General features: G+C 66.6%; 23 protein-coding genes. 16 read left to right on the forward strand and 7 right to left on the reverse strand.

From position 1 onward, the window contains the following. Positions 1-289: 289 nt before the first annotated feature. The 3 genes from AC1MB9_RS02400 to AC1MB9_RS02410 all read left to right on the forward strand — a co-directional run bounded on the left by AC1MB9_RS02400 (position 290) and on the right by AC1MB9_RS02410 (position 3,003). Entirely contained in the window at positions 290-1,180 is an 891-nt protein-coding gene (locus AC1MB9_RS02400) for an ABC transporter substrate-binding protein (RefSeq protein ID WP_479963449.1), read from the forward strand. Between the two features lie 117 nt (positions 1,181-1,297). Further along, entirely contained in the window at positions 1,298-2,212 is a 915-nt protein-coding gene (locus tag AC1MB9_RS02405) for an amino acid ABC transporter permease (RefSeq protein WP_479963450.1), read from the forward strand. Next, the gene (locus tag AC1MB9_RS02410) at positions 2,209-3,003 is read left to right on the forward strand and encodes an amino acid ABC transporter ATP-binding protein (protein WP_479963451.1); all 795 of its coding nucleotides are present in this window, start codon (positions 2,209-2,211) and stop codon (positions 3,001-3,003) included. Before AC1MB9_RS02405 ends, AC1MB9_RS02410 begins: the two co-directional genes overlap by 4 nt. A 144-nt stretch (positions 3,004-3,147) precedes the next feature. Here the strand turns inward: AC1MB9_RS02410 and AC1MB9_RS02415 are convergent, their stop codons facing one another. Next, positions 3,148-7,260, reverse strand: a complete 4,113-nt coding sequence (locus AC1MB9_RS02415) for a DUF3418 domain-containing protein (protein WP_479963452.1) — start codon at positions 7,258-7,260, stop codon at positions 3,148-3,150. Positions 7,261-7,477: 217 nt separating this feature from the next. Between AC1MB9_RS02415 and AC1MB9_RS02420 the strand changes: the two genes are divergently transcribed. From AC1MB9_RS02420 to AC1MB9_RS02450, 7 genes are all read left to right on the forward strand, one after another. Then, on the forward strand, positions 7,478-8,533 hold the full coding sequence (locus AC1MB9_RS02420; RefSeq protein ID WP_479963453.1) for an ABC transporter ATP-binding protein: 1,056 nt from the start codon (positions 7,478-7,480) through the stop codon (positions 8,531-8,533). A 70-nt stretch (positions 8,534-8,603) separates the two neighbouring features. Next, the gene (locus AC1MB9_RS02425; RefSeq protein ID WP_479963454.1) at positions 8,604-9,035 is read left to right on the forward strand and encodes a hypothetical protein; all 432 of its coding nucleotides are present in this window, start codon (positions 8,604-8,606) and stop codon (positions 9,033-9,035) included. After that, the gene (locus tag AC1MB9_RS02430; protein ID WP_479963455.1) at positions 9,001-9,834 is read left to right on the forward strand and encodes an aldo/keto reductase; all 834 of its coding nucleotides are present in this window, start codon (positions 9,001-9,003) and stop codon (positions 9,832-9,834) included. The genes AC1MB9_RS02425 and AC1MB9_RS02430 overlap by 35 nt, the downstream gene beginning before the upstream one ends. A 120-nt stretch (positions 9,835-9,954) precedes the next feature. After that, on the forward strand, positions 9,955-10,620 hold the full coding sequence (gene pnuC, locus AC1MB9_RS02435; protein ID WP_479963456.1) for a nicotinamide riboside transporter PnuC: 666 nt from the start codon (positions 9,955-9,957) through the stop codon (positions 10,618-10,620). Positions 10,621-10,651: 31 nt separating this feature from the next. Beyond that, entirely contained in the window at positions 10,652-12,574 is a 1,923-nt protein-coding gene (locus AC1MB9_RS02440) for a thioredoxin domain-containing protein (protein ID WP_479963457.1), read from the forward strand. A gap of 49 nt (positions 12,575-12,623) precedes the next feature. Beyond that, the gene (locus tag AC1MB9_RS02445) at positions 12,624-13,052 is read left to right on the forward strand and encodes a DUF1761 domain-containing protein (RefSeq protein ID WP_479963458.1); all 429 of its coding nucleotides are present in this window, start codon (positions 12,624-12,626) and stop codon (positions 13,050-13,052) included. 199 nt (positions 13,053-13,251) lie between these two features. Continuing rightward, entirely contained in the window at positions 13,252-14,970 is a 1,719-nt protein-coding gene (locus AC1MB9_RS02450; protein WP_479963459.1) for a stealth family protein, read from the forward strand. Here the strand turns inward: AC1MB9_RS02450 and AC1MB9_RS02455 are convergent. Then, positions 14,897-15,850 carry a phosphodiesterase gene (locus AC1MB9_RS02455; protein WP_479963460.1) on the reverse strand — a complete coding sequence of 318 codons (954 nt, stop codon included), beginning with the start codon at positions 15,848-15,850 and terminating at the stop codon, positions 14,897-14,899. The two genes, AC1MB9_RS02450 and AC1MB9_RS02455, sit on opposite strands and share 74 nt — an antisense overlap. Positions 15,851-15,983: 133 nt before the next feature. Further along, complete coding sequence (locus tag AC1MB9_RS02460; protein WP_479963461.1) at positions 15,984-16,196, reverse strand: hypothetical protein; 213 nt, start codon at positions 16,194-16,196, stop codon at positions 15,984-15,986. A 100-nt stretch (positions 16,197-16,296) separates the two neighbouring features. Here AC1MB9_RS02460 and AC1MB9_RS02465 point away from each other — a divergent pair, with 100 nt between their 5' ends. From AC1MB9_RS02465 to AC1MB9_RS02485, 5 genes are all read left to right on the forward strand, one after another. Next, positions 16,297-17,166: a phosphatase PAP2 family protein gene (locus tag AC1MB9_RS02465; RefSeq protein WP_479963462.1), complete on the forward strand. Its 870-nt coding sequence runs from the start codon at positions 16,297-16,299 to the stop codon at positions 17,164-17,166. A 62-nt stretch (positions 17,167-17,228) separates the two neighbouring features. After that, positions 17,229-18,479 carry a type III polyketide synthase gene (locus AC1MB9_RS02470; protein WP_479963463.1) on the forward strand — a complete coding sequence of 417 codons (1,251 nt, stop codon included), beginning with the start codon at positions 17,229-17,231 and terminating at the stop codon, positions 18,477-18,479. Positions 18,480-18,481: 2 nt separating this feature from the next. Further along, positions 18,482-19,246: a class I SAM-dependent methyltransferase gene (locus AC1MB9_RS02475; RefSeq protein ID WP_479963464.1), complete on the forward strand. Its 765-nt coding sequence runs from the start codon at positions 18,482-18,484 to the stop codon at positions 19,244-19,246. After that, the gene (locus AC1MB9_RS02480; RefSeq protein WP_479963465.1) at positions 19,239-20,366 is read left to right on the forward strand and encodes an FAD-dependent oxidoreductase; all 1,128 of its coding nucleotides are present in this window, start codon (positions 19,239-19,241) and stop codon (positions 20,364-20,366) included. The genes AC1MB9_RS02475 and AC1MB9_RS02480 overlap by 8 nt, the downstream gene beginning before the upstream one ends. A 17-nt stretch (positions 20,367-20,383) precedes the next feature. Beyond that, the gene (locus AC1MB9_RS02485; RefSeq protein WP_479963466.1) at positions 20,384-21,934 is read left to right on the forward strand and encodes a DUF7059 domain-containing protein; all 1,551 of its coding nucleotides are present in this window, start codon (positions 20,384-20,386) and stop codon (positions 21,932-21,934) included. A 102-nt stretch (positions 21,935-22,036) separates the two neighbouring features. On the opposite strand, the gene AC1MB9_RS02490 is transcribed toward AC1MB9_RS02485, so the two are convergent. The 3 genes from AC1MB9_RS02490 to AC1MB9_RS02500 are packed head-to-tail and all read right to left on the reverse strand — an operon-like array spanning position 22,037 to position 24,109. Further along, entirely contained in the window at positions 22,037-22,825 is a 789-nt protein-coding gene (locus AC1MB9_RS02490; protein WP_479963467.1) for a hypothetical protein, read from the reverse strand. Next, the gene (locus tag AC1MB9_RS02495; protein WP_479963468.1) at positions 22,822-23,733 is read right to left on the reverse strand and encodes an ABC transporter ATP-binding protein; all 912 of its coding nucleotides are present in this window, start codon (positions 23,731-23,733) and stop codon (positions 22,822-22,824) included. The genes AC1MB9_RS02490 and AC1MB9_RS02495 overlap by 4 nt, the downstream gene beginning before the upstream one ends. 4 nt (positions 23,734-23,737) lie before the next feature. Next, a complete protein-coding gene (locus AC1MB9_RS02500; RefSeq protein ID WP_479964565.1) occupies positions 23,738-24,109 on the reverse strand; it encodes a GntR family transcriptional regulator in 372 nt (123 codons plus the stop codon). A 197-nt stretch (positions 24,110-24,306) separates the two neighbouring features. On the opposite strand from AC1MB9_RS02500, the gene AC1MB9_RS02505 reads away from it, so the two are divergent. Next, complete coding sequence (locus AC1MB9_RS02505; protein ID WP_479964566.1) at positions 24,307-25,707, forward strand: flavin monoamine oxidase family protein; 1,401 nt, start codon at positions 24,307-24,309, stop codon at positions 25,705-25,707. 69 nt (positions 25,708-25,776) lie between these two features. Here the strand turns inward: AC1MB9_RS02505 and AC1MB9_RS02510 are convergent, their stop codons facing one another. Further along, positions 25,777-26,523 carry a Pr6Pr family membrane protein gene (locus AC1MB9_RS02510; protein ID WP_479963469.1) on the reverse strand — a complete coding sequence of 249 codons (747 nt, stop codon included), beginning with the start codon at positions 26,521-26,523 and terminating at the stop codon, positions 25,777-25,779. Between the last annotated feature and the right edge of the window lie 88 nt (positions 26,524-26,611).

Below are 26,611 nucleotides of genomic sequence, written 5' to 3' on the forward strand. Positions count from 1 at the left end.
TCCCGGAGGGGGAGCGGGGGAGTTGGGGGCAAAGAGTGTCAAAATGAGGCCTATGGAATTGTGCTTTGCCCGGGCAGGCCACGTTTCTCGGCGAGGCGGCCAGTTCTGTCCGTGCTTCACTCCACGCTCAATTTTGCGCAACACATTCGTCATGACGCTCTGAAGTGGGTGCAAATCCGCTCCAGACGCACGAAACCGCCGTACAGCGGTGTTATAGGCTCGTCCCTGTCGCATCGTGTAACGGCTTCAATGACGAAACCCATCTCCAGATCACAACGAAGGACTCCCTATGCGTGCCAGATACGTACTCCCGGCTTTCGCTGCCGCGGCCGCCCTCCTGCTCAGCGGTTGTGTCGACAATTCGACGCCGAGCACCGGTGGTTCAACGGATACTGCGACCGTCGCTCCCGATTCCGCCGCCGTGGCGCTGCTTCCCGCCGACATCAAGAGCTCGGGAACTCTTCGGATCGGCACGGACGCGGCCTACCCGCCCAACGAATTCAAGGACGATGCCGGCAAGCCCATCGGCTGGGGCATTGAGCTCGCCAACGCCATCGCCGGCAAGCTGGGGCTGACCCCCAAGTACCAGATCGCCGACTTCGACAACATCATCCCCAGCATCACCGGGGGCACCGTCGACATCGGTGAGTCGTCGTTCACCGACAACCTGGAGCGGGAGAAGCAGGTCGACTTCGTCAACTACTTCAACGCCGGAATCCTCTGGGCGGCCCAGGCCGGAACCACAGTCGACCCCAACGATGCCTGCGGTCTCACCGTCGCCGTCCAGTCGAACACGGTGCAAGACACGGACGAGCTGCCCGCCAAGAACGCGGCCTGCGCCGCCGCCGGCAAGCCCGCCATCGAGGTCTTGCCGTACACCTCGCAGGACGAGGCCACCAACGCCGTCGTCCTCGGCAAGGCGGATGCGCTCAGCGCGGACTCCCCGGTGGCCCTCTACGCCATCTCCAAGACCGAGGGGAAGCTCGAAGCCGCCGGCGAGAGCTTCGACGTGGCGCCGTACGGCATCGTGGTCAACAAGGACTCCGAGCTGACCAAGGCCGTGCAGGCCGCACTGCAGTCCATGGTCGATGACGGAACGTACGCCGAGATCCTGGATGCCTGGGGCGTCACCGACGGCGGCCTCGACACCATCACGATCAACGCCGCGGCCAACGGCTAGTTGATGTCGGAAGCAGTCGTGAACCGTTCGGCGGGCCGGACCCCGCCGAACGGTTCGGACCCAACCCCGGGAATCAAGGCAATCCGCCTCCGGCACCCGTGGCGAAATGTTTTCGCCGTGATCCTGCTGATCCTCGTTGCTCTCTTCGTGATCGACGCGGCGCAGCGGCCTGCCTACGACTGGCCGTCCGTCGGCAAGTTCCTGTTCGACCAGCGCATCTCCCAGGCCGCGTTCGTCACCCTGCAGCTCACCGTGTACAGCATGGTGATCGCCATCATCCTGGGTGTGACCCTCGCGGTCATGCGCCTCTCGCCGAACCCCGTCGTCAACAGCATCGCCTGGGTGTATCTCTGGGTGTTCCGGGGAACCCCGGTCTATGTGCAGCTCACGTTTTGGGGCCTGGTGGGAACGATCTACCAGACGATCGACATCGGCCTGCCGTTCACCGAACCGTGGGCGTCCTACCCCACCCGGGTGGCCGTGAGCGCCTTCATGCTCGCGGTGATCGGGCTGGCGCTGAATGAAGCGGCGTACATGGCGGAGATCGTGCGCGCCGGGCTGCTGGCGGTCGACGCCGGTCAGGAAGAAGCCGCAACCGCCCTCGGCATGAGCTGGGCGCAGACGATGACCCGCATCGTCATTCCGCAGTCCATGCGCGTCATCATTCCCCCCGCCGGCAACGAAGTCATTTCGATGCTGAAGACCACGTCGCTCGTCACGGCCATTCCGTTCACGCTGGAGCTCTACACGCGATCTCGGGACATCTCGGCGGTCACGTTCAACCCGGTTCCGCTGCTTATCGTGGCGTCCATCTGGTACCTGTTCTTCACATCCATCCTCATGGTCGGCCAGTACTTTCTGGAGAAGCGCTTCGCGCGCGGCATCGGCGACCGACGCCCCGACCGCAAGGCCGATGACGCCACCGGCGCCATCACCGGGATCGTGCCGGGGGCAGGGAGCGGCCAGGCGACCGTGGTGCTCCCGCAGACGCCCGAGAGCCCGTCCACCGACAACGACGGAGACAGCCGATGACCGCCACGGCAGGACAGCGACCGACCGACGATGCTCCCATGGTGCTTGCGGAGGCGGTATCCAAAAGCTTCGGTTCCAACGAGGTGCTCAAGAGCATTTCGCTGGAGGTGAAGCGCGGCGAGGTGATGTGCCTGGTCGGACCGAGTGGTTCGGGCAAGTCCACGTTCCTGCGCTGCATCAATCATCTCGAGGTGGTGTCATCGGGACGGCTCAGCGTCGACGGTGAACTCATCGGGTACACCGAGAGCAGAGGGAAGCTCTACGAGATGCATCCGAAGGCCGCCGCGTTGCAGCGCCGCAACATCGGCATGGTGTTTCAGCGTTTCAACCTCTTCCCGCACATGACCGCGCTGCAGAACGTGATGGAGGCGCCCATTCGGGTCAAGGGCCTGAACAAGGCCGCTGTGGAAACGAACGCCCGCGCCCTGTTGGCGCGGGTGGGCTTGGCCAACCGCGCCGACTATTACCCGGCGCATCTCTCCGGCGGGCAGCAGCAGCGGGTGGCGATCGCTCGGGCGCTCGCGATGGAGCCCAAGCTCATGCTCTTTGATGAGCCGACCAGCGCCCTCGACCCGGAGCTTGTCGGCGAGGTTCTCGACGTGATGCAGAGCCTCGCCCGCGACGGCATGACCATGATCGTGGTCACCCACGAGATGGGCTTCGCGAAGGAGGTCGCCGACTCGCTGGTGTTCATGGACGGCGGTGTCGTGGTGGAATCCGGTGTCCCCAGCGAGGTGCTCACCAACCCGCAGCACGCACGCACGCAGGCGTTCCTTTCCAAGGTGCTGTAGCCGACAGGCGCCGACACACGCACGCCGGTCCCGTCGAGAGCCCCGCTGAGCGGGATCCCGGCGAGACCGGCGGCGTCGAGCGGGACCGTCCGGGCGTACGTCGAGTGATCCCGCTGATCCCCGGCAGCGGGTCGCAGGCCGGCGTCAGCTCGCGAGCACCTTGTGGATGCGCTGCAGGGAGACGGATTCCGCGGCCTTGAGCTCCTGCGCGAACAGGCTGATGCGCAGCTCCTCGATCATCCAGCGGGCCCGTACCAGGTTCGCCGCGGCATCCGGGGCCAGCGGCATGCTGCCGCCGGCGTTCTCGAAGCGCGTCGTGGCAGCCTGGGCTTCATTCATCCACACCCGGTCGCGGCCCGGGTTGTCGACGAGCTTCGGAATGCGGGCGCTGATTCCGCCCAGATACCGGGGGAGGTGGCGCAGCTGCGCGAGTCCGGTCTGGCTCACGAAACCAGGGTAGACGAGCGCCGCAAGTTGGCCGCGGGCGTCGCTGATGCCCGGAAGCAGTGCCATGCTCGTGGCCGCCTTGAGCGCCTTGTCGGCGGTGCGGCTCGCGGCAAGGACCCGGGCGACGAGGCCGACCGTCTCAAACATTGAATCCATCACCACGCCCGACACCCGATCGCGAATGCTGGTGAATTCGGCCTTCATGAAAACCTGGCCGTCGGGGCGCACCCGGTAGAGCACGTCGTCGATGGCGGCGGCGAGGCAATCCTCGAACAGGGCCGGGGTGTTTTTGTACGGGCTCGTCGCCAGGCTGAGCTTCTCGGCCGCGGTGAGATGCTGCTGCACGTAGGCCGACGGGGACGGTGTCGCGAGCAGCAGCAGACGCCGCACGCCGCGGGGCAAGGCTCGCGCCTGCTCGATCTCGGTGCTCATCATGCGGATGGAGACCGAGTCGCCGTCATCGATCAGAGTCGGGTAGCCGCGAATCGTGTTGTCGCCCTGCTTCGTGTCGAGGAAACGGGGCAGTTCGGTGAAGTCCCAGGTGGTGAGGCCCCTGCGTTCGATGGCGTTCGACGGTGTCGCCGCGCTCGTGGCCTTGGCGACGCTGTCACGCACCCGAGTGCCCAGCCGGCGCTGCAGGTCGCCGAGGTCCTTGTCGGCCGCGACGGTGCGCCCGCGCTCGTCGGTGACCTCGAACGTCACCCGCAGGTGCGAGGGGATCCGGTCGAGTTCGAAGTCACGTTCGGTGACGGGAACGTAGGTCAGCTTCTGGATGAGCGCGGCGAGCGTCGCGGTGAAGGTCTTGTCGGGAACCTCGGTGGGCAGGGACTGTACGATTCCCGGTTCGGGCGGAAGCTCGGCAAGGAGCCGCGCCGCCCAGTCCGCCGCGGGCACCACATTCCGACGAATGTTCTTGGGCAGCGACTTGATCAGGGCCGTCACGAGCTCGGCCCGAAGACCCGGCACCTGCCAGTCGAAGCCGTTCGGCGAGAGCCGCGCGAGCAGCGCCAGGGGAACACGCACGGTCACGCCGTCATCCTCCGCGCCCGGCTCGAAGCGATAGCCGAGGGAGAGGCGCTGGTCGCCCTGCTGCCAGCTCGGCGGGAAGAGGCCCTCGTCGATTTCGGGGGAGTCATCGGCCACGAGCGCGTCCGCGGTCATGGTCAGCAATTGCGGCGTCTCCAGTCGGGCCTTGCGCCACCAGCCTTCGAAGCTCTTCGTGGACGAGACCTCGGCGGGAACGCGCCGCTGGTAGAACTCGAACACGGCCTCGTCATCGAAGAGGATGTCGCGGCGGCGGGTGCGCTCCTCGAGCTCGGCGAGCTCCGCACGCAGTTGCGCGTTGGCGCGTTCAAACGCCCACATGCCGGGGTCGCCGGTCTGGCCCGGACGGCCCCCGCGGGCCGCCCCGCCCCCCGCCGGCGACCCGGAGCCGCGGCCACCGGAGGCGCTGCGGCCGTCGAGGGAGATGCCCACGCGCTCGTTGCGTTCGGGCCCGCGGCCGCCGCGGTCTGCCACGGCATCGGCGGGGTTGCCCGCCGCCGGGCCGTTCGAGGCACGGTCCCACTCGCCCTCGACGAGCGCGTGCCGGATGAACAGCTCACGGGCATAAGCGGGGTCGATGCGGGAGAACTGCACGCGCCGGCGCGGCACGATCGGCACGCCGTACAGCGTGACGCGCTCATAGACCACGGCCGCGCCCTGCTTCATCTCCCAGTGCGGCTCCGAGTAACTGCGCTTGCACAGGTCCCCGGCGAGCGGCTCGGCCCAGGCCGGGTCGACGACCGCGTTCATCCGTGCGAACAATCGGCTGGTCTCCACGAGCTCCGCACTCATCACGGCCTGCGGCTGTTTTTTCGCGAGCGTGGATCCGGGGAACAGCACGAAGCGCTGCTGCCGGGCACCCACATAGTCCTTCTTGGCGACGTCTTTCAACCCGATGTGGGAGAGCAGACCGGCCAGCAGCGAACGATGCACGCCGTCGGGATTCGTGCTCGGCTCACCGAGGTGCAGGCCGAGGGGCTTGGAGAGTTGGCGCAGCTGGCGCAGCACGTCCTGCCACTCGCGAACCCGCAGGTAGTTCAGGTACTCGTTCTTGCACAGGCGACGGAAGGCGCTCGACCCGAGCTCGCCCTGCTGCTTCTCCAGGTAGTTCCAGAGGTTGAGCAGGGTGAGGAAATCGCTCGTCGGGTCGGCGAAGCGCGCGTGCAGCTGGTCGGCCTGGGCGCGCCGCTCGAGTGGCCGCTCGCGCGGGTCCTGAATCGTGAGGCCGGCCACGATGGCCATCACCTCGCGGCTCGTACCCTGCTTCTTCGACTCGATCACCATGCGGCCGAATCGCGGGTCGATCGGCAGCTGCGCGAGCTGCTGCCCGATGCGGGTGAGGCGCGGCCCGGCATCCGGCTTCGGTGTGACAGCCGGAGCCTCAGACGCCGGCTCACCGGACGCCGGCTGGCCCGTGGCATCGCTCCGGCGGCCGCGTGAGCTCTTGGTGCGGCCGGCCCCGGAGGCCTCGACCGCGCCGAGTTCGGCGAGCAGGTCGAGGCCGTCCTTGATATTGCGGGAGTCCGGCGGGGTGAGGAACGGGAACGAGGCGATGTCGCCGAGGCCGAGGGAGATCATCTGCAAAATCACCGCGGCCAGATTGGTGCGCAGGATCTCCGGCTCGGTGTATTCGTCCCGTCGAAGAAAATCTTCTTCGGAGTACAGGCGAATGGCGATTCCGTCGCTCGTGCGCCCGCTTCGCCCGGAGCGCTGGTTCCCCGACGCCTGCGAGATCGCTTCGATGGGCAGCCGCTGCACCTTCGAGCGCACGCTATAACGGCTGATGCGTGCCGTTCCCGCGTCGATCACATAGCGGATGCCTGGGACCGTCAGACTGGTTTCCGCCACGTTGGTCGCGAGCACAATGCGACGCCGCACCCCGGCCACCTTCGACGGCTGGAAGACCTTGTGTTGATCGGCCGAAGACAGCCGGCCGTACAGGGGCAGCACCTCGGTGGGATTGGTCGATGCGCTCGACGCGAACTTGCCCTGCAGCGCATCCGCCGCGTCGCGAATCTCGGTCTCTCCGCTGAGGAAGACGAGCACATCGCCGCTCGACTCTCGTTCGAGCTCGTCAAGGGCGGTCGTGATGCCCTCGATGTAGTCGCGGTCGACGGTGGGGGCGGCATCCGTCGTGTCGTCGTCTTCGACGCCCGACTCGGCGACGAGCGGGCGGTATCGGATCTCGACCGGGAACGTGCGCCCGGACACCTCGACGACGGGCGCCGGGGTACCGTCGGCGGCGGCGAAGTGCTTCGCAAAACTCGCCGGGTCGATGGTGGCCGAGGTGATGATGAGCTTGAGGTCGGGGCGTTTGGGCAACAGTTGGTGCAGGTAACCGAGCAGAAAATCGATGTTGAGGCTGCGCTCGTGCGCCTCGTCGATGATGATCGTGTCGTATTTGCGCAACATGCGGTCGCGGTGGATCTCGTTGAGCAGGATCCCGTCCGTCATGAGCTTGACGCGGGTCTCCGGACCGACGTGGTCGGTGAACCGCACCTGGTAGCCGATGATGCCGCCGACCTCCTGGCCGAGTTCTTCGGCGATGCGCTCGGCGATCGTGCGCGCGGCGAGGCGACGCGGCTGGGTGTGCCCGATATTCTGGCGCCCGAGCTCCAGGCAGATTTTGGGCAGCTGGGTGGTTTTACCCGAGCCGGTGGCGCCGGCCACGATGACCACCTGGTTGTCACGGATGGCGCGGGCGATATCGTCGCGGCGCTGGCTGACCGGCAGTTCGGGCGGGAAGGTGATCTGAACATTTTCCATGGATCTCCTATCGTACTTCTCCGCGGTCGGAGGCTCCTTCCCGTGTCTGTCCCGACGGACGGGTTCCCCAGCCTTCAGTCGGTGAGCCAGCGCAGTACAGTGGGTCCGTGAAGGCGCGTCCGGGCCGTAATCGGTCATCGACGTCGCCCTGGCTGCGCATGGCTTGCGCGCCTTCGAGGACTATTTCCTAACCCTTCGCACCTTTGGGAGACAACGGATGACGACTCTCGCGCAGCTCGACCATGTCACGCGCCGCTTCGGCGACCTCGTCGCCGTGGATGACGTCAGCCTCAGCATCGCGTCCGGCACGATTCTCGGCCTGCTGGGCCCCAACGGCGCCGGGAAGACCACCCTCATCTCGCTGCTCGAGGGGCTCCGACGGCCCAGCAGCGGAACCGTCGAACTGTTCGGCGGCTCGCCAGGCAATTATCGCAACCGGCAAGGGCTCGGCAGCACGCCGCAGGAGACGGCGCTCCCGCCGACGTTGCGCGTCGGCGAGGTGATCGAATTCGTCGGGAAGCACTTCGAGACGCCCCTGTCGACGGCGGCCGTGGCCGAGGAATTCGGACTCACCGAGCTGATCAAACGCCAGACCGGCGCCCTGTCCGGCGGGCAGAAGCGGCGCCTGAGCGTCGCGCTCGCCTTCGTGGGGCAGCCGCGCCTCGTGCTTCTCGATGAGCCGACCACCGGGCTCGACGTCGACGTCGACGTCGACGCCCGTCGCACGCTCTGGGACGCCTTGCGTGGCCAGCACGAGCGCGGGGTGACCGTCGTGGTGACGAGCCACGACCTCGAGGAGATCGAGGCTCTCGCCGAACGGGTCGTCGTGATGGGTCACGGGTGCGTCATCGCCGATGACGCCCTGCCCGCGATCCTTGCCAGGGTTGGCCTGCGCCGCCTGCGCCTGCGCTCACCCGCGGTCGACCGCATCGCGGGACTGCCCGGCGTCGTGCGGCACGAGCCGACGCTCGATGGAACCACGACCTTCTACGCGCAGGACTCCGACGCCCTGATCGTCGAACTCGTGCGCTCCGGCATCCCGTTCAGCGATCTGACGGTTCGCGGGGCGACCCTTGAGGAGGCGTTCCTCACCCTCACCGACTCCGACACGCGCGCGACCGCGGCGTCGGCCGCCGATATCACCAGCGGCATGCCCGCCGAGCCGGCCGGGGTGGTCGCGGACGCCGACCGGTTCCCGGGCCCGCCGGGCACAATCGCCACGGGCCGACATGCGTACCGGCACGACTCGGACTCTCGAAGGGACGACGACTGATGAGCACCATGAGCCTCGGGGTCGTGCACGCCCGGTACAACCTGATCGAACCATCCGCATCCCGATCGCCGTGATCGGAACCCTGGCCTTTCCCGCGCTGTCGTTGCTGTTCTTCGTCGTGCCCCAACGCACCGTCGCCGACGACCCCCTGTTCGCCACGCAGGCGGTCATCTCGCTCAGCGTCTTCGCGGTGATGGGCAACTCGCTCTTCGGCTTTGGCCTCAATATCGCGGAGGACCGGGAGAAGCCGTGGGCTCCCTACCTGCGCACCCTCCCGGCACCGGGCCCGGCGCGCGTGCTCGGCTACATCTTCTCAATCGGTCTGAGGGGGCTCGTGGCGATCCTGCCCGACCCGCGCGTCGCCGCGACGGGGGCGACCTGCCTGCTCGCCCGCGACGCGGCTCGTATTCGGATGCGCGCTAACGGATCGGCAGGCAGCGTTCATCATTTGGCCCTAGGGTGTGGGCATGACGAAGCCAGCAGCCACCCTCACCCTCAATGACGGCCACACCATCCCGCAGCTCGGTTTTGGCGTGTTCAAGGTTGACCCGGACGAGACGACCCGAATCGTTCGGGACGCCCTCGATGTGGGCTACCGCCACATCGACACGGCCGCGATTTACGGCAACGAGGAGGGCGTGGGCCGGGCCATCGCCGAGTCCGGAGTCGACCGGGACGATCTCTTCATCACCACGAAGTTGTGGAATGACCGCCAGGGCACCGAGTCGGCGTTCACCGCCTTCGAGGAGAGCCTGGACAAGCTCGGCCTCGACTACGTCGACCTGTACCTGATCCACTGGCCGGCACCGGCCAACGACAAGTTCATCGAGAGCTGGAAGGCTCTGGAGAAGATCCAGGAGAGCGACCGTTCCCGCTCCATCGGGGTGTCGAATTTTCTGGTGCCGCACCTGGACCGCGTGCTCTCCGAGACCGACATTGTGCCCGTCGTCAACCAGATCGAGCTGCACCCCGCCCACCAGCAGCGCGAGGTGACGACGTTCGCACGCGAGTCGGGCATGCACATCGAGGCCTGGGGGCCGCTCGGCCAGGGCAAGTACCCGCTCTTCGAGGCCCAGGTCGTCGTGGACGCCGCCGAGGAGCACGGCAAGTCACCGGCGCAGATCGTGATTCGGTGGCACCTGCAAACGGGCAACATTTTGTTCCCCAAGTCGAACCGACGCGAACGAATGATCGAGAATCTGGACGTGTTCGACTTTGAACTCACGCCCACTGAGATCTCCATGATTTCCGCGCTGGAGCGTGCGGGCCGCGTGTCGTCACACCCGAACGACGTCAACTAGCACGCGCGCGCATCTCGCGCGCCCGAAACCGGCTCGTGCGCCCGCGATACCGGCCGCCCGAGCCGCTTTCGGGCGCGCGGAGCGAGGGGCGCATGTCATTTCGCAGGCCCAGGGAGCACAATGAATCTGATCGAGTGGCTGTTCGACGCGCAGCTCCACATCGGCAGCCAGACCATTTTGTGGCGAGAGGTCGTCGGCAACGGCTTCGGCATTGCCAGTGCGATCGGCGGCATGCGCCGCAAGGTCTGGGCGTGGCCGGTGGGAATCGTGGGCAACGTCCTGCTCTTCACGGTGTTCCTCGGGGCTGTCTTCGGCACCCCGAACCCGGTGAACCTGCTCGGTCAGGCCGGGCGTCAGATCATGTTCATCGTCGTGTCGGTCTTCGGCTGGGTGCAGTGGCGACGCAGCCGCAATTCCACCACGCACACGGCCGTCGTGCCGCACTGGGCCGACAACCGCACCCGCATTCTGCTGGGACTGGGGCTCATCGCCGGAACCCTCGTGCTGACGCCGATCTTTCGGGCGATGGGCTCCTTCGAACCGGTCTGGGCGGATGCGTGGATCTTCACCGGCTCGCTGCTTGCCACCTACGGGATGGCCAAGGGCTGGACCGAGTTCTGGCTGATCTGGGTGGCCGTCGACATTGTGGGAGTGCCGCTGCTGATCAGCGCGGGCTACTACGCATCCGCTGTTCTCTACCTGTTCTACGGCGCATTCACGATCATCGGGTTCATCGTGTGGGTGCGGGTGCAGCAGCGACGCACGGCTGTCCGCGGCACAACGTAGCCCGATTCCGCCCTGGCGAGCACAATGGAGTATGCCGAACCGACTCGTTGACGCCATCAGTCCCTACTTGCGCTCCCATGCCGAGAACCCGGTGGACTGGCACGGCTGGGGCGCGGAGGCCTTCACCGAGGCTCGCCTCCGCGACCTGCCGGTGCTCGTATCCATCGGCTACTCCACCTGTCACTGGTGTCATGTCATGGCGCGGGAGAGCTTCAGCGACCCCGAACTCGCGGGTTACCTCAACGACAATTTTGTGAGCATCAAGGTCGACCGTGAGGAGCACCCCGACGTTGACGCGAGCTACCTCGCCGCCGCGAGCGCATTCGTGCAGGGCCTCGGTTGGCCGCTCAACGTGTTCGTCACCCCCGACGGTAGGGCCTTTCACGCCGGAACGTACTTTCCTCCGCGGCCCATGGTCGGCAATCCCTCCTTTCGGCAGGTGTTGGAAGCCGTGACGGATGCCTGGACGACGCGTCGGCGTGAGGTCGAAGCGGGCGCGTCGCGGGTGGCGGAGGCCCTCGCTGAGTCGTCGGTTCAGCTGCGCGGGCCGAGCGACCTGCTCGATGCCGGTGCGCTTGAGGCTCTCGTCGCCGAGATCAGTGCCATGGAAGACCCGGTGTTCGGCGGGTTCGGCGGTGCCCCCAAATTTCCGGTCGCGCCCGCGCTCGGCTTTCTCCTGGACCGCGTCGACGGCCAGGAGCTCGCCCTGCGCACCCTCAAACGCATGGGCGCCTCCCCCCTGCGCGATCCGATCGAGGGCGGATTCTTCCGGTACGCCGTGAACCGGGACTGGAGCGAACCGCACTACGAACGGATGCTCTACGACAACGCCCAACTGTTGGATCACTACACCCAGGCCTGGAAGCTGACCGGAGAACCCTGGGCGCGCCTCGTGGCCGAAGGAGTGGGCCGCTTTCTCGTGCAGGTTATGCAGTTGCCCGGCGGCGGCTTCGCGAGCGCCCAGGATTCCGAGAGCACCGTCGCCGGTCGGCGGGTCGAGGGCGGGTACTACGCCCTCGACGTGGACGAGCGCCGGGGTGAGACCCCGCCCGCCCTCGACGAGAAGGTGCTCACCGGTTGGAACGGCCTCGCGATCGGTGCGCTCGCGCGGGCCGGCTTCGCCTTCGGCGAGGGCGGGACGGAGCTGGTCGACGCCGCCCGGCGCGCCGCGGGTTACCTGCAGGAGCGTCACCTGCGAGCCGATGGGACCCTGGTGCGGGCGTCGATCGGTGACCGCAGCTCGACGGCGGAGGCCACTCTGGAGGATTACGGAATGTATTCCCGAGGCCTGCTCGAGCTTGCGCTGTCAACCGGAGACGTCAGCTACGCCGTGACCGCGCGCAGCCTGCTGGACAGCACGCTCCGGGTACCCCGGGACTCGAACGTGGATGCGCACAACGGTGATGCACATGGTGATAGTGACAACGGTGAGGTCTTTCGTGCGCCCAACGGTGCCGACCCCGTGCTCGCCGCCCAGGGGCTCGCGATCGCTCTGGACCCGTCAGAGGGCGCCTACCCGTCCGGACTCACCGCCACGTCCGGAGCGGCCAACCTGTTGTATCTGCTGACCGCCGAACCGCGGTACCGGGCGAGTGCCGAAGCGGCCATGAGCCACGTGGCGACGCTCGCGCCGGACCGGCCGCTCGCCTTCGGTGCCACGCTGTGCCTGTTCAATACCCTCACCGAGGCGACCGAACAGCTCGTCGTCGTCTCTCCCACGGAGAACGCACCTATGGGAGCGACGGAGCTGGTCGACGCGGCACGGCGGCACCCGGCCGCACTCGTCGCCGCCGTCACCGAGCAGCAGGCGGAGGCTTTCGCCGCCGCCGGGTTTGAACTTTTCGCCGAGCGGACGGCCCTGGGAACGCAGCCGAGGGCATACCTGTGCCTCGATTTCGTGTGCCTGCTTCCGGTCACCGACGCGGCGGCGCTCGGCGGGGCGGCGACCGGCTGACTCCTTGCCACGAGTACCATCAGGGGACGTTCCGGAAAGGACTCGCCACATGGTTCCCGAAATCAACATTTGGGCCGTTCTCCTCGCCACCCTGTCCAGCATGGTGGTCGGGTCGCTCTGGTATTCCCGGCGGGTCTTCGGCGCATATTGGATGAAGGCCGTCGGCCACGACGACGAGAGCATGAAGAAGGGCGCCGTCGCGCCCATCATCATCACCCTGATTGTGAGCTTCATCACCGCATCCGTGCTCGCCGGCGCGGCTGCCATCGCGCAGCACTTCTATGGGGGAAATTTCCTCGCCAACACGCTCCTGAGCACCCTGATTCTCTGGGCCGGCTTGACCGCGTCTCGCATGGTGACCCACGACGCCTTCGACCGTCGCCCGGCCGGACTGACCGTGCTCAACCTGGCCCACGAACTCGTCACTCTCATGGTGATGGCGCTCATCATCGGACTCGTTGGCATCAACGCCGCCTGAGGGGCGGCGTCCGGAGACGGGTGGCACAGGCGCTGCCCACCCGCACAGCGTAGAATTGAGGCAGCGCCACCGCGTTTTGACCCGCCGCTTCGTACTCGATCTCTCACCGGGCCGCTGAGCGGGCCGCTATATCGGACGCACTCCCTGAGGCCAGTACGTGGTCGCCTCGGGCGAAGCCGTCCACTTTTCGAGGAGGAACATGGCGACAATCGACTTTCCGGACGCACAGCACGCTGACGTTCCGAACAAAGACTTCACAAATACGGACTCCGGTCTCATCCCGGCCCCGGTACTCAGCACCGAACCGGAACTCGTGCTGGTGACCCCGGATGCCCGCACCCGCCGGTTCGACCGTGACGACCTGGTCGTGCGCAAGGGTGAAATTGCCCTGATCAACGGTCACTTCACCCCGCACGAGTCCATGGTGAAGGACCTCGTCGCCGTACATGACGCACTGAAGACCGCCGGCATCGATTTTCTGCTGGTGCGCGGGGACCACGATCGTCCGGTGATTGCGGTGGACCGCAAGCGCCGCAAGGAAATCACCGGCGTGTTGGCTGCCGCCTTCGCCAACGAACCGTTCTACGCGAAGCCCCTGAACGGAAACCAGACGATGCCGCTGCTGCTCGCCGACGGCGTGCTGTCGACGATGCGCAAGTCCACCGTGTTTCGGGTGTACCGTCCCCGGATTGAGCCGATCGGTCGCTTGCGCTATGGCGCGGAGACGGCCTTTCAGCTGGAGCTGTGGCGGTTCGGCGAGGAGGAGATCCTTGCGCCGGTTGAAAACGCGCTCATGCGTCAGCGGCTGTTGCGCTCGGAGGCACGTGAGACCACCATCGAGCTCTACGGACGCACCTGGCTGACGCTGCAGAACATGTTCGATGACCTGGCGAGCGACGTCAGTTTCGACATCGACCTCGTTTTCTCGTGGGTTGACGGGTCCTCCGACGAATTCCAGCGCGAGCGTGCCAAGCGCATGCAGTCGTACGTGGTGGGAGAGGGCGACGACTCCGACGCCCGGTTCCGCCAGATCGACGAGCTCAAGTATGCGCTGCGCAGCGTCTACATGTTCGCACCCTGGGTCCGGCGCATCTTCATTGCCACGGACTCGCCGGCACCCGTGTGGCTGGCCGATCACCCCCGGGTCACGATCATGCGAAGCGAAGACTTCTTCGTTGACACGAGCGTGCTGCCCATCCACAATTCACATGCGGTCGAGAGCCAGCTGCACCACATCCCCGGTCTGGCCGAACATTTCCTGTACTCCAACGACGACATGTTCTTCGGTCGGCCGGTGGGGCCGGAGATGTTCTTCTCCCCGGGCGGAATCACCAAGTTCGTGGAGGCGTCAACACGCATCGGGCTCGGAGAAAACGACCCGACCCGCAGCGGATTCGAGAATGCGGCCCGGGTCAACCGTGCGCTGCTGCACAAGCGCTTCGGCAAGGTCACTACTCGTCACCTGGAGCACACTCCGGCGCCGCTGCGCAAGAGCGTGCTGCTTGAGCTGGAGAAGGAGTTTCCGGAAGACTTCGCCCGCACGGCGGCGAGCCGCTTCCGCTCGGCCACGGACATCTCGGTGACCAACTCGTTGTACCACTACTATGCGCTCATGACCGGTCGTGCCGTGGAACAGACGCAGGCGCGGTCGCTCTATGTCGAGACGACCCTGCGCGTGGCCCTGCGCCAGATGAACCGCTTGCGCAAACGCCGCGACCAGGACATGTTCTGCCTCAACGACGGCAGTAACCCCGAGATCACCCCGGACGTGCGCCGCGCCGCCGTGACGCTGTTCCTGGACCGGTACTTTCCGATCGTGGCTCCGTGGGAACGTTCGACGTCGTTTACGAGCTCAGAACCGGGATCGGCGTGGTCATTGGCGGCTCGCGCCATGCAGGCAAAGTTCCCGACGGGCTGATCACGATCTCGGAGGCCTCCAACCGCCGGGCGGTCTCGGCCGCGTCGACGTGTTCGAGGGTGGGGAAGGTGCCGAGGGGGACCACCGAGTGAAGAACGGTGTCCGGGAAGACATGCACCAGATTGAAGGCCCGGGCACCGTCTCGACCGAGGGTGCCGCCCACGGGAACATTCAGATCCTGCGTGTAGCAGGTCGCGGACGCCACGGAAACGGGGATTCCCGCGAATGTAGCCGTCGACGAGTAGTGCAGGTGACCGGCGATGATGCTGCGCACGTCGGTGCCGCGCAGCACCTGGGCCAGCGGCGGCTGGTCACGCAGCTCAACGGCCACCGCGAGGTCGAGCACGCTCGGCACCGGCGGATGATGCATCGCCAGGATCGTGCCGTCCGGCGCGGGGACGCTCAGCTCGTGGGCCAGCCAATCCAGCTGCTCAGGTGAAATCTCGCCGTAATGGTGGCCGGGGACGGTCGTGTCGAGGGTGATCAGCCGCAGCCCATTGAGCTCGTAGACCCGGTCGATGGGACCCTCGAACTCGCTGCCGCTCGGTGACGTGTCAAAGAGTCCTTCTCGGAAGGCAGCGCGGTCGTCGTGGTTTCCCATCACCCAGATGACACGAGCGCCCATGCGCTCGGCAACCGGTTCGACGATCTCACGGAGGCGGGCGTAGGCACCGGGCTCGCCCTTGTCGGCGAGATCTCCCGTGAAAACGATGGCCTCCGGACGGGCACCGGAGGCTTCGACCTCGCGGAACAGCTCGGCGAGATGCGCTTCGACATCGACACTTCCATACAGGCGACCACCCCCCGCCAACAGGTGGGTATCACTCAGATGTAACAGGAAATGGTCCGGCCGAGGGTATTCGGCCGTTCGAATGTTCACGAAGCTTCCATTCGTTCTGAGGTACGCACTCTGCACGCGCGCACTCACGGTACTAACTCCATTCGACCAGACACAGTTGAATGTTGGGTGTACGCCACGCAACTTTTTGGTATCGGTTCGCGTGGGCGGGCGGCTAGGGGTGGGTCACGGCCGACCAGCCTCCCGGCAGGTGAGGGTTCTCGTCGTGCTCATACGGGTCCGGATGATTCACCTCGCTCGACTCCGCGCGGCGACGTTCAGACTCGAAGTCGCCCTCCAACTCGGTGAAGCGGCCGTCGCTGGCCACGGGCCGGCGGGCCGACCGTGGCTGCTCTGGCGTCCTGTTGCGCCAATGAATCTTGAACATACTTCAAAAATTACGCCGGACACGACCGAAGTCAAGCGGTTGACATCTATTGCAACGGCTCGGTGATGTATCCGGGGCGGTGATTGTGGCATGCTGGATCGTGCGCACCCCCCTTCCCTCCGAGTCGGCTCGATATCTGGGTGGAGCGGCGCTCGTCATAGTGGCGTTTATCGGCCTCTACCTCTTCTTCGTCACCTCGCACGCCGGGCAGAGCGCCGATCAGCTCGCATACGACGGCGCACAATTCGGTCGGCGCAGCGTGACGCCGTTCACCCGCGGTGTGCTCGACTCCGTGCCCTCGGTGGCGGTGGTCCTCGCGCTGCTGGTCACGGGCGTGATAGCGGTGCTGCGCCGCAACTGGCGCACCCTCGTCGTTGCGCTCGTCGTGGCGGCCGTTGCCGTGCTGTCGGCTCAACTGCTCAAGTACGGTGTCCTCGACCGACCGTACCTCGGCGTGCCCGGCTACGCGGGCAACTCGTTCCCGTCCGGACACACCACCGTGGCCGCCGCATCCGCACTGGTGGTCTTCCTCGTGGCGGGACCACGGCTGCGGCCCATCCTGGCCGTTGCCGGTACCGCCTTCGCGGTGCTCGCCGGCGTCGCAACTCTCGCCAACCAGTGGCATCGGCCCAGCGATGTCATCGCGTCGCTGCTTGTGGTGGCATTCTGGGGCTGCGTGGGCGGGGTGGTGCTCGCGTGGCCCCGAAACGGAGCAGGGACGGATGCCCCGGCCAACACGCAGCGTACCCGCCTGGCCCTGCCGCGGGCGGCCACGTTCACGCGCCTGCTGCGCGTGTTGCTCGTGCCATTCGCCACCCTGGCGGGACTCGCGCTCGCCGCGACGTTCCTGTTTGAGTTCGGGGAGTCCGCCGACCTGTTCGTGGCCTACCTCGGCGGCGTCACCGCGATTGTGACGGCGGGCCTCACGCTGGCGCTGACCGGAATTCGGATGTTCTCCCGCCTGCCCTGAACCCGGGACACGCGTCGCAAAAAACGTGGGGCGAAAATCGGGTCTGCGTGCAACACTGTCGTATGGCCGTCACGCTGAGATCGCTACAGACTGCAGTTCCGCCCACCGTGCTGTATCAACAGCAGGTTCGCGACGTGTTCGCGGCACAACCCGGGCTCAGCCGGCTCGGGCAACGTCTCGTCACCACGTCGTTCAACGTCTCGGGAATCGACACCCGCCATACGGTCATTGAGGAGCTCACCCTCGACGCCGACGGTCCCAGCCCACAGTTTTTCGATCCGGAGGAGCAACGACTGCTCATTCCGGGCACGCGGGTGCGCAACGAGCTCTATATCGTTGAGGCCACCAAACTGTTCGTGGAAGCGGGACGAAAGGCTCTTCAGGCCTGTCCCGGGGTGGAAGCCGCCGATATCACCCACGTCGTCACGGTCTCCTGCACCGGATTCTTCGCACCGGGGCCCGACTACATGCTGGTGCGTGAACTCGGTCTGAGTCCGGCCACGCAGCGGTACCACCTGGGATTCATGGGCTGCTACGCCGCAATGCCGGCGCTGCGCACGGCGAAGCAATTCGTGGAGGCCGATCCCGACGCGGTCGTGCTTGTCGTGAGCGCCGAGCTGTGTTCTCTGCACCTGCGCACATCCAACGACCCGGATACGATCGTGGCCTCCTCGCTCTTCTCCGACGGCGCGGCCGCGGGAATCGTGAGCGCTCGCGCGCCCCAGCCGGGAGAGAAGGCGCTCAACCTCGACCTGTTCGAGACGGTGATCACCCCGGTGGGGGAGAGCGATATGGCATGGAAGATCGGTGACGAAGGCTTCGAAATGGTGCTCAGCACCTACGTGCCGCACATCATCGACGAGCACATCGAAAGCGCGCTCGCGCCGCTCATCGCGCGTGACGCGGCTCTCGGCTCGCTGGTCACCGACGACGGTCTCGGTTTCACCGCACTCTCCGCGGCGATCAGGCCCGACGGCGCGGCGGAGTCCGAAGCGTGGGAGCCCGCCGCCGGCGGCGTGGCCACCCTCGTGGCACCGTCCCCGAGCGACGCCATCGCGCACTGGGCCATTCACCCGGGAGGGCGCAGCATCCTGGACAAGACCCAGGCAAAACTCGGCCTGAGTGAGGCGCAGCTGCGCGCGTCCCGCGAGACGCTCCGGGTGCACGGGAACATGAGCAGCGCCACCGTGTTGTTCGTGATGAGGGCCATTCTCGACGAACCGACGAGCGCAGACGGTGAACGGCTCTGCGCCATGGCGTTCGGGCCGGGGCTCACGGTCGAGTCGGCGCTCATGACCGTCAGCGTGGGGTGAGAGTGTTCGTGCCGTCGCTGCGTGAACGAGCAGATGACGCCGTGGAGATCATGGACGGTCCCTGCGACCCCGAAATGCTGACCCAAACCTACGCAGACTTTCGGCTCGTCAATGCCGTGGTGTCGGGCTGGGGCACGATATACCGCCGCGACATCCGACCGTTCCTGTCGACCACGCGGCTCACGACACTGCTCGACATCGGCTCCGGCGGCGGGGATGTGTCGCGGGCGCTTGCGGGCTGGGCGGCACGGGACGGGCTCCGCCTCGACGTAACCGGCATCGACCCGGATGCCCGGGCGCACGCCTTCAGCCGTACTCAGCCGGAGAGGCATGGGCTCATCTTCCGGAGGGCCTACAGCTCAGAACTGGTGGCGGAGGGCGCACGGTTCGACTTCGTCGTGTCCAATCACCTGCTGCACCATCTGGACGCGGCCCAGCTGGGCGGCCTGCTCGTCGACTCGGAGAGACTCGCCACCCGGCGCGTGCTGCACGCCGATATCGAGCGCAGCGGCCTGGCGTATCTGGGCTTCTCCGTGGGAACGCGGCCGTTCTTTTGGCACTCCTACATCCGCGCGGACGGGCTCACCTCCATTCGGCGCAGCTTCACCGCGGGTGAGTTGACCGCGGCCTCGCCTCCCGGCTGGCGGGTGCGTCGGGGACGCCCCTCCCGGCTTCTGCTCGAATGGGAGGCGCCCGCCCCAGGCGGCGTCCGGCACGAGACGCCGACGTTCGCCGCACGGCGACAACCGGGCCGTTCGCGTGCGTGATGTCGTGATCGTGGGTGGCGGCCCGGTGGGCACGGTGCTGGCCTGTATGCTCGCGATGCGCGGACTCGATGTTCAGGTTCTGGAGCAGCGCACCGAACCGTCGATGCGCTCGCGCGCCATCGGCATCCACCCGCCGCTGCTGGGCGTGCTCGACGAGATCGGCGTGGGACGAGAAATTGTGCAACGCGGCACACATGTACAGGAGGGCAGCGTTCACTGTGACGGTCGCGACCTGGGCACCCTGTCGTTTGCGGAGCTGCCCGCCCGGTATCCGTTCATCGTCACGCTCCCGCAGCACGTCACCGAGTCTCTGCTGCGGAGTCGCCTGGAGCAGCTGCGGCCCGGTTGCCTGAGAGGTGGCGTGACGGTGACCGGGATTCGTGAACACCCCGAGCACGTGGAGGTGCTGAGCGACACAGGCGAGACCGTGCCGGCACGATTCGTGGTGGCGGCCGACGGCGCACAGAGCAGGGTTCGAGACGTGATGCGCATCGGCTGGACGGCCCTCGGCCGTCCCGAGACGTACCTCATGGGTGACTATGTCGACACCGGGACCGCAGGCGACACGGCCATGCTCTACTTCGAACGCGGGGGAGTGGTGGAATCGTTCCCGCTGCCGGACCGGCTCCGCCGTTGGGTGGCGATGACCGATTTTCTCGCCGGCGAGGCCACCAGCGGCGACCTGGCCGAGATCATCCGACACCGCACGGGAGCCGCCGTCGGTGATCCGCGTAGCGCGGCCAGCGCCTTCGCCGTGCAGCAGCACCTGGCCGCTCGTCTGTCCGCCGGGCGGGTCGCGCTGGTGGGCGACGCCGGTCATCAGATCAGCCCCATCGGTGGGCAGGGCATGAACCTGGGCTGGCTGGATGCCGCAGTGCTCGCGCCGGCCATCGACCACGGGCTTGCCGAGCCTCGGCAGGCGGCATCCGTTCTCGCGGCGTACGGCCGGCGGCGGCGTCGGGCCGCGGTGATGGCCGCACGGCAGGCAGCGTTCAACATGACCATGGGTCGCCCGGCCACCGGGTTGCGGCTCCGCGCACGCAACACGCTCGTGCGGGCCCTGGCATGCCCGCCCGCCGATGCGCTGCTGGCGCGGGCCTTCACCATGCGGTGGCTGTAGTCGGGTTTAATGGACCAGTGACTTCTGCTCTGATTGACCTGCTTCGTGCCGACCTGACCGCCGCCCACTATTCGGTGAGTGCGCTCACGGGGCTGTGGGGCATCCAAGCGGATGCCGCGCTGCGCCGCAACCAGCGGGTACCGGCCCGTCGGGCCCTCGACGCCCTGCGCGAACGTCTCGCGCGCCCGGAACCCAACGCGGTGCTCGCGCGACTGTTCGTACTGGGTCTGCCCGTCTCGGCCGAGGAGCTGCGGGCCGCCCTGCCGTCGCTCGGCGTCGTCGGAGCGGCGGAGCTCGGGCTCGTGGCGGAGCGGGACACCGGGCTGCACCCCCTCGTGGAGCTGCGGCCGTACTCGTTCCTGGACGCTTCCGGTGCCGGCAGCTGGTGGATCGTCTCCGACCTGGGCGAGCTCACGCTCGGCCGCCCGCTCGGCGAAAATCACGTGCTCGGGGTGGGAGGGGCCTCGCGGACACTCAGTTCGCTCATCATGCCGATCGAGGTGGAGTCAGTGCTCGACCTCGGAACCGGCTGCGGAATCCAGGCGCTGCACGCCGCGCGCCATGCGGCACGGGTCGTGGCGACCGACATCTCCGCGCGTGCCCTCGAACTCGCCGCGCTCAACGCTCGGCTCAACGGCGTCACCAACATCGAGTTTCGGCTGGGGAGCCTCTTCGAGCCCGTCGACGGTGAACGCTTCGATCACATCATCTCCAACCCACCGTTCGTGATCACGCCCCGAACGCCCGGCGTCCCGAGCTATGAGTACCGCGATGGGGGCATGGTCGGCGACGCGCTGGTGGAGGCCGTGGTTCGGGGCGTCGTGGATCACCTCACACCCGGCGGAGTGGCGCAGTTGCTCGGCAACTGGGAGTATCGCGGCGAGGAGGACGCCTTCGATCGACTGGCGTCCTGGCTTACCGCGTCCGCCTCCGGCCCCGAGGGCGAAGCGCCCGAATTGGATTGCTGGATCATCGAGCGGGAAGTGCAGCAGCCCACGGAATACGCCGAAACGTGGATTCGCGATGGCGGGACCAGGCCCTACACCCCCGAGTTCGACCGGCTGTATGAGGCGTGGTTGGACGACTTCGAGGCGCGCGGTGTGAGCCGGGTGGGTTTCGGGTACCTGATGCTGCGCCGACCGGCAACCGGCGCCCCCACCCTGCGTCGGCTCGAGCGTCTGCCGGAGGCCCTCGGTCACAACGCCGCCGGAATCGGCGTGCATCTGGCCGACTGCCTCGCCGCGCACGACTGGCTGGCGGCGACGGATGATGCCGCGCTGTTGGGAGCGACGCTCACCGTGGCATCCGATGTGACCGAGGAACGTCACTACTGGCCCGGTCAGGACGACCCGACCCTGTTGACGTTGCATCAAGGCGGCGGGTTCGGCCGTTCCGTGCCGCTCAGCACGGCGCTCGCCGGGCTGGTGGGTGCGTGTGACGGCGAGCTGAGCGCCGGCGCCATCGTGGGGGCGCTCGCACAGCTGTTGAGCGCCGACGAGGCTGCGCTCCGGGACGAGATGCTTCCGCAGCTGCGTGAGCTCGTCTCCGACGGGTTCCTCGAGCAGTAAAACCGGTCATGTTCACGACACGCCGTGTCGGGCGGCTGTCCGACACGGCGTGTCGTAGAAACTCCGGTTTTGCGGAGGGCGGGCGGTTCGGATGGTGCGGCGCTAGTTGGTGGGCGTGGACCGGCGCAGGGCCAGGTATCCGCCGAGGCCCGAGACGACAGCGGGCACGAGCAGCCACCCGAAGATCCCTGCGATGCCCTGGGAGGCGAACCACACCGACACGGCCGGCCAGCTGCTCGTGAACGTGATCAGCGCGATCGAACCGACGATCAGCAGCGCGAAGGAACTCCAGAACACGACCATGCCGGGCATCCGCCACCGCATGTACACGGTGGCGACGGATGCGCCGAGGGAGAGCACCAGGAGCTGCATCACGAAGAAGGAGAAGAAGTCCACCAGCCAGCCGTCGATGCCCAGCCACAGCGCATTGAACATGTAGGCGTGAATCCACCATCCGTCGGTGATCTTTTCCACCTGGGTGAGCACGGTGAATGCCAGGCCATTGGCTGCCGAAATGAGAACGAACAATAGCCACGTGCCGAGGTAGAAGTCCCGCCGCGTGACACCGAAACCGAGTGCGAACGGAAAGCCGAAGGCCACTGCCTGCACGGCGACAACCATGAGGTACCACTGCGGCGAGAGCACGGCCCAGCTGTAACGCATGCCGGCAATGGCGTCGGGGCTTCCCATTTCCCCGGTGGTGAAGCCGATGATCTGGGAAATGAAGACGGTGATGACGAAGGCGATGCCGACGATCAGCCAGGGGATGCCGATGTACGTCCGACTGTCGACGAGGTGCAGGCGCACGACGTTCCAAATCCGGGTGGCGGCGGGGCGTTCCGGGAGGGGCGCGACGGCCGACGTTGCGCCAACGGTTGCGGGGGCGGTCATGCTCGTACCTTCCAATCCTGTTCGGGCGAGCCGGTATGGCTCGAGGTCTTCTGCACAATGAGTTGCTGCAACGAGACGGGCGAGAGCTCGAGTCCCGCAGCCGCCGCGGCCGCACGCTCAGCGGCGGTGAGGCCGCCGAGGGTCGCGGAGGCGAGGCCGCCGATGCCTTCTCGGGAAATCACGTCGCGGCCGGCGACGAAAGCGTCGACATCCGATGCCTTGCCCACGACCGTGCTCGCGCTGCCGCGGAGTTTCTCGGCATCCTGGTCCATCAGCATGCGGCCCTCGTCGATGACGAGCACATGCTCGAGCAGATTGCTGACCTCGTCGATCAGGTGGGTGGAGAGGATCACCGTGCGTGGATGATCCGAGTAGTCCTCGAGCAGACGATCATAAAAGATCTGCCGCGCGACGGCGTCGAGGCCGAGGTACGGTTCGTCGAAGAAGGTCAGCGGGGCGCGGGAGGCCAGGCCAACGATCACGCCCACCGCGGAGAGTTGACCGCGGGAGAGCTTCTTGATGCGGCGACGTACCGGCAGCCGAAAGTCGTCGACGAGCCGTTCCGCGAAATCGGAATCCCAATTTTCGAAGAACCACGGCGCGCTCGCGAGCACGTGGCGAGGTTCGAAGCTGTCGGGATACTTCTGCGTCTCCTTCACGAAGCACATCTGCTGCAACACATGGGCGTTTTCCACCGGCGACTGGCCGAACACGCGGATGTCGCCGGAGGTGGCGAACTGTTGGCCGGTGAGCAGCTGCATAATGGTGGTCTTGCCGGCGCCGTTGCGTCCGAGCAGCCCGTAGATCTTGTTGGCCTCCACGGTGAAACTCACGTCGTCGACGGCAGTGAAGCGCCCGAAGCTCTTCGTCAGGCTCTCTACGCGTACAACGGGGTCTTGGGTTGTCATTGGATCATTTCCTCTCGTAGCTTGTTGTCTCGTTGTGAATGAGGCCGGCCACCTGTTCCGGTGTCATGCCGAGCTTGGCCGCCTCGGACAGCAGCGGATGCAGGTAGTTCGCCGTGAATTCCGTCGTGCGCTGATCGATGATCCGTTGGCGGGCGCCGGGGGCGACGAACATGCCGATCCCGCGCTTCTTGTACAGGATGCCGTCATCAACGAGCTGGTTCACGCCCTTGCCGGCCGTGGCCGGGTTGATGCGATAGAACGCCGCGAATTCGTTCGTGGAGGGGACCATGGAGTCCTCGGCGATGGTGCCGGCGAGGATATCGTTCTCGATCTGCTCCGCGATCTGGACGAAAATCGGTTTGCCCTCCTCGATCACGAATGCCCGCCTCACAGTTGGTTAGTTGGTTAGTTGGTTGTGTAACTAACTAACTATGAAGGCGCGAGTTTGTCAAGAACGGATTCCCGCCGCCCGGCCAGACCCCGCGAAACGGACACACTGCGGTAGTTTGGTTACATGAATGGCGCAGGGTCGGCAAGGTACAGGGTTCTCTCAATCGAGACGTACCAGCGGTGATGAAGCGTCGCCAATTCTTGATCGGCACGGCATCGGGGCTTTCTGTTCTGGTGCTCGCGGCGTGCGGCGCGCCAACACCGCAGCCCACGACATCGCCGGTGCCGACCGGAGCGCCGTCAGTTGTGCCGAAGCCGTCGGCCATGCAACGCTCCTCCTGGTCGATCGATCCTTTCGCGCGCGGCTCATTCACGTTTCCCGCTGTGGGAGCATCGCCTGAGCATCGCGCGGCACTGGCCAAACCGGTGTTGGGTAGGATGTTCTTTGCCGGGGAAGCCACGGCCCTCACCCAACCGGGCACCGTGCAGGGCGCCCGGGAATCGGGGCTCCGAGCCGCCACCCAGCTGCAGCAGGTCAGCGACCCGAGCGAGCGCATCGTCGTTGTCGGTGCCGGTATCGCGGGTCTCGCTGCCGCCACCCAGCTGCGCGAGGCGGGCTACGACATCACGATCGTGGAGGCGCGCGAACGAGTCGGTGGGCGCATCGAAACAATCACGGAAGGCTGGCCCGACCCGATTGAACTCGGGCCCTCGTTCGTGCTGGGCAGCACGGAGAGCACCCTCGACGAGGAGTTCGCGGCCCTCGGAGTGAGCACCCTGCCCTTCTCGCGCGTGCCAGAGGTACACACCCGGTCTCGCGAGATCGTGCCGATGTCACCGATCGGCGCCGAGGCCGTGGCCGAAGCGCTGGCGTTCGCCGCGACGCAGCCGCAGGACGAATCGGTGGAGCGCGCACTCGTGGACTCGGGGGCGTCCGCGTTGTCGGACAGCCTCAACGCGGAAGGCCTCTCGGATGCCGATTGGCTCGAATACGAGGTCAGCACGCGGCTCAAAATCAGCTCCGGTGCCCTGCCGAGCGAGCAGTCCGCCTGGTATACCTCCGTTGCCCCTGCGGCCACGGACGACCACATCGTCGTCGGCGGCTACGCCAGCCTGCTCGCCGCCGACGCTGCCGCCCTCGACGTGACGATGGCGAGTGTCGTGACGCGCATCGCCTACGACGAGAACGGCGTGAGCCTGCGCCTCGGTGCCGGCGAGGCGCTTTCTGCCGACCGCGTGATCATCACCGTTCCGCTGGGTGTGCTGAAGGATGGCGCCGTCGAGTTTTCACCGGAGCTGCCGTTCGCGCACCGCGGTGCCATTGCGGCGATCGGCGTCGGCGTGCTGGACAAGGTGTGGCTGCGCTTCGAGGAGCCGTTCTGGGATACCGAGGCGCCGTTGTGGACCGTGGTGGGTACGGATGCCGACTTCCCGGTGTGGGTGAACATGATGCCGATCACGGGTGAACCCGTGTTGATGGGGATGGTCGCCGCGGAAAACGCCCTGCGCCTCGCCGAGGCGAGCGACGAGGTATTCCTCGCTGCGGCGAGGCACTCGCTCGAGCCGTTCCGCGCCACGACCTGACGTCTGGGTGCCCGCGGACGAGCCGCGTGCCCGCGACGAACAGCGAGCCTCGTTGATGCGCCGGATCGTTCAGACCCTGGTGCGGCTCCGCTTCAGCTGGCGGGGATGCTGCCCGTCTGCGGCGTGGGGCGGGCCGGACGTCGCCGGATGCGTGTTGGGCTGCGTGTGCAGCACAGTCATCGACGTGGTGGCGTTCCGCGGCTTCCAGGTGATGCGAGTAGCGGTGACGAGGACGGCGGCGATTCCCGTGATGATGACCACGATCAGGGCGCAGTAGAGAACCGTCTCCGTGGGCCCGCTCACCTGACGGGCGTCGAGGAAGAAGTACGGGTACCAGCCCAGAAGATCGCCACGAATGAGGGTGACCACGAGCCAGAGGATGGGAAACACGATCACCCACGCCAGATAACGCCAGGGGACCCGCGCCTTGTACGGATCTACGATCCAGTCCAGAAGAACGAATGCCGGAATCCAGAAGTGCAGGATCTGGCTCGACCAGGGGACCGCGATTGAGTAGTTGACTCCGGCCGCCTGCATCACAATGATGGCGTAGACGATTCCCGACACGAGGATGTAGGTTGTGATCATGACGCGGGCCATGTCCAGCCATGCCGGGTCCCGCGGCCGGCGCAGCGCAATGCCCGCGGCGGTGGCCACAACCAGCACGGTGGCCATCGCGCTCAACACCGTGAAATACGCAAAGAAATTGCCGATCGCAAAGCTGGCCACGCCCAGCGTGTAGATGAAGTAACCCGTCAGCGATACCAATTCGAGGGTCGCCAGAAGAAGTCGGGCAACGCCGAACGTTCTGCGCACCGCATCTCCCCTCGACAAGTAAGCGTGTGTGCTCGCCGATGGCGACGTGATAACGCTACGCCAGCTTTGCGCTTCTGGCACCGTGCGT

Source organism: Cryobacterium sp. AP27 (assembly GCF_056680495.1).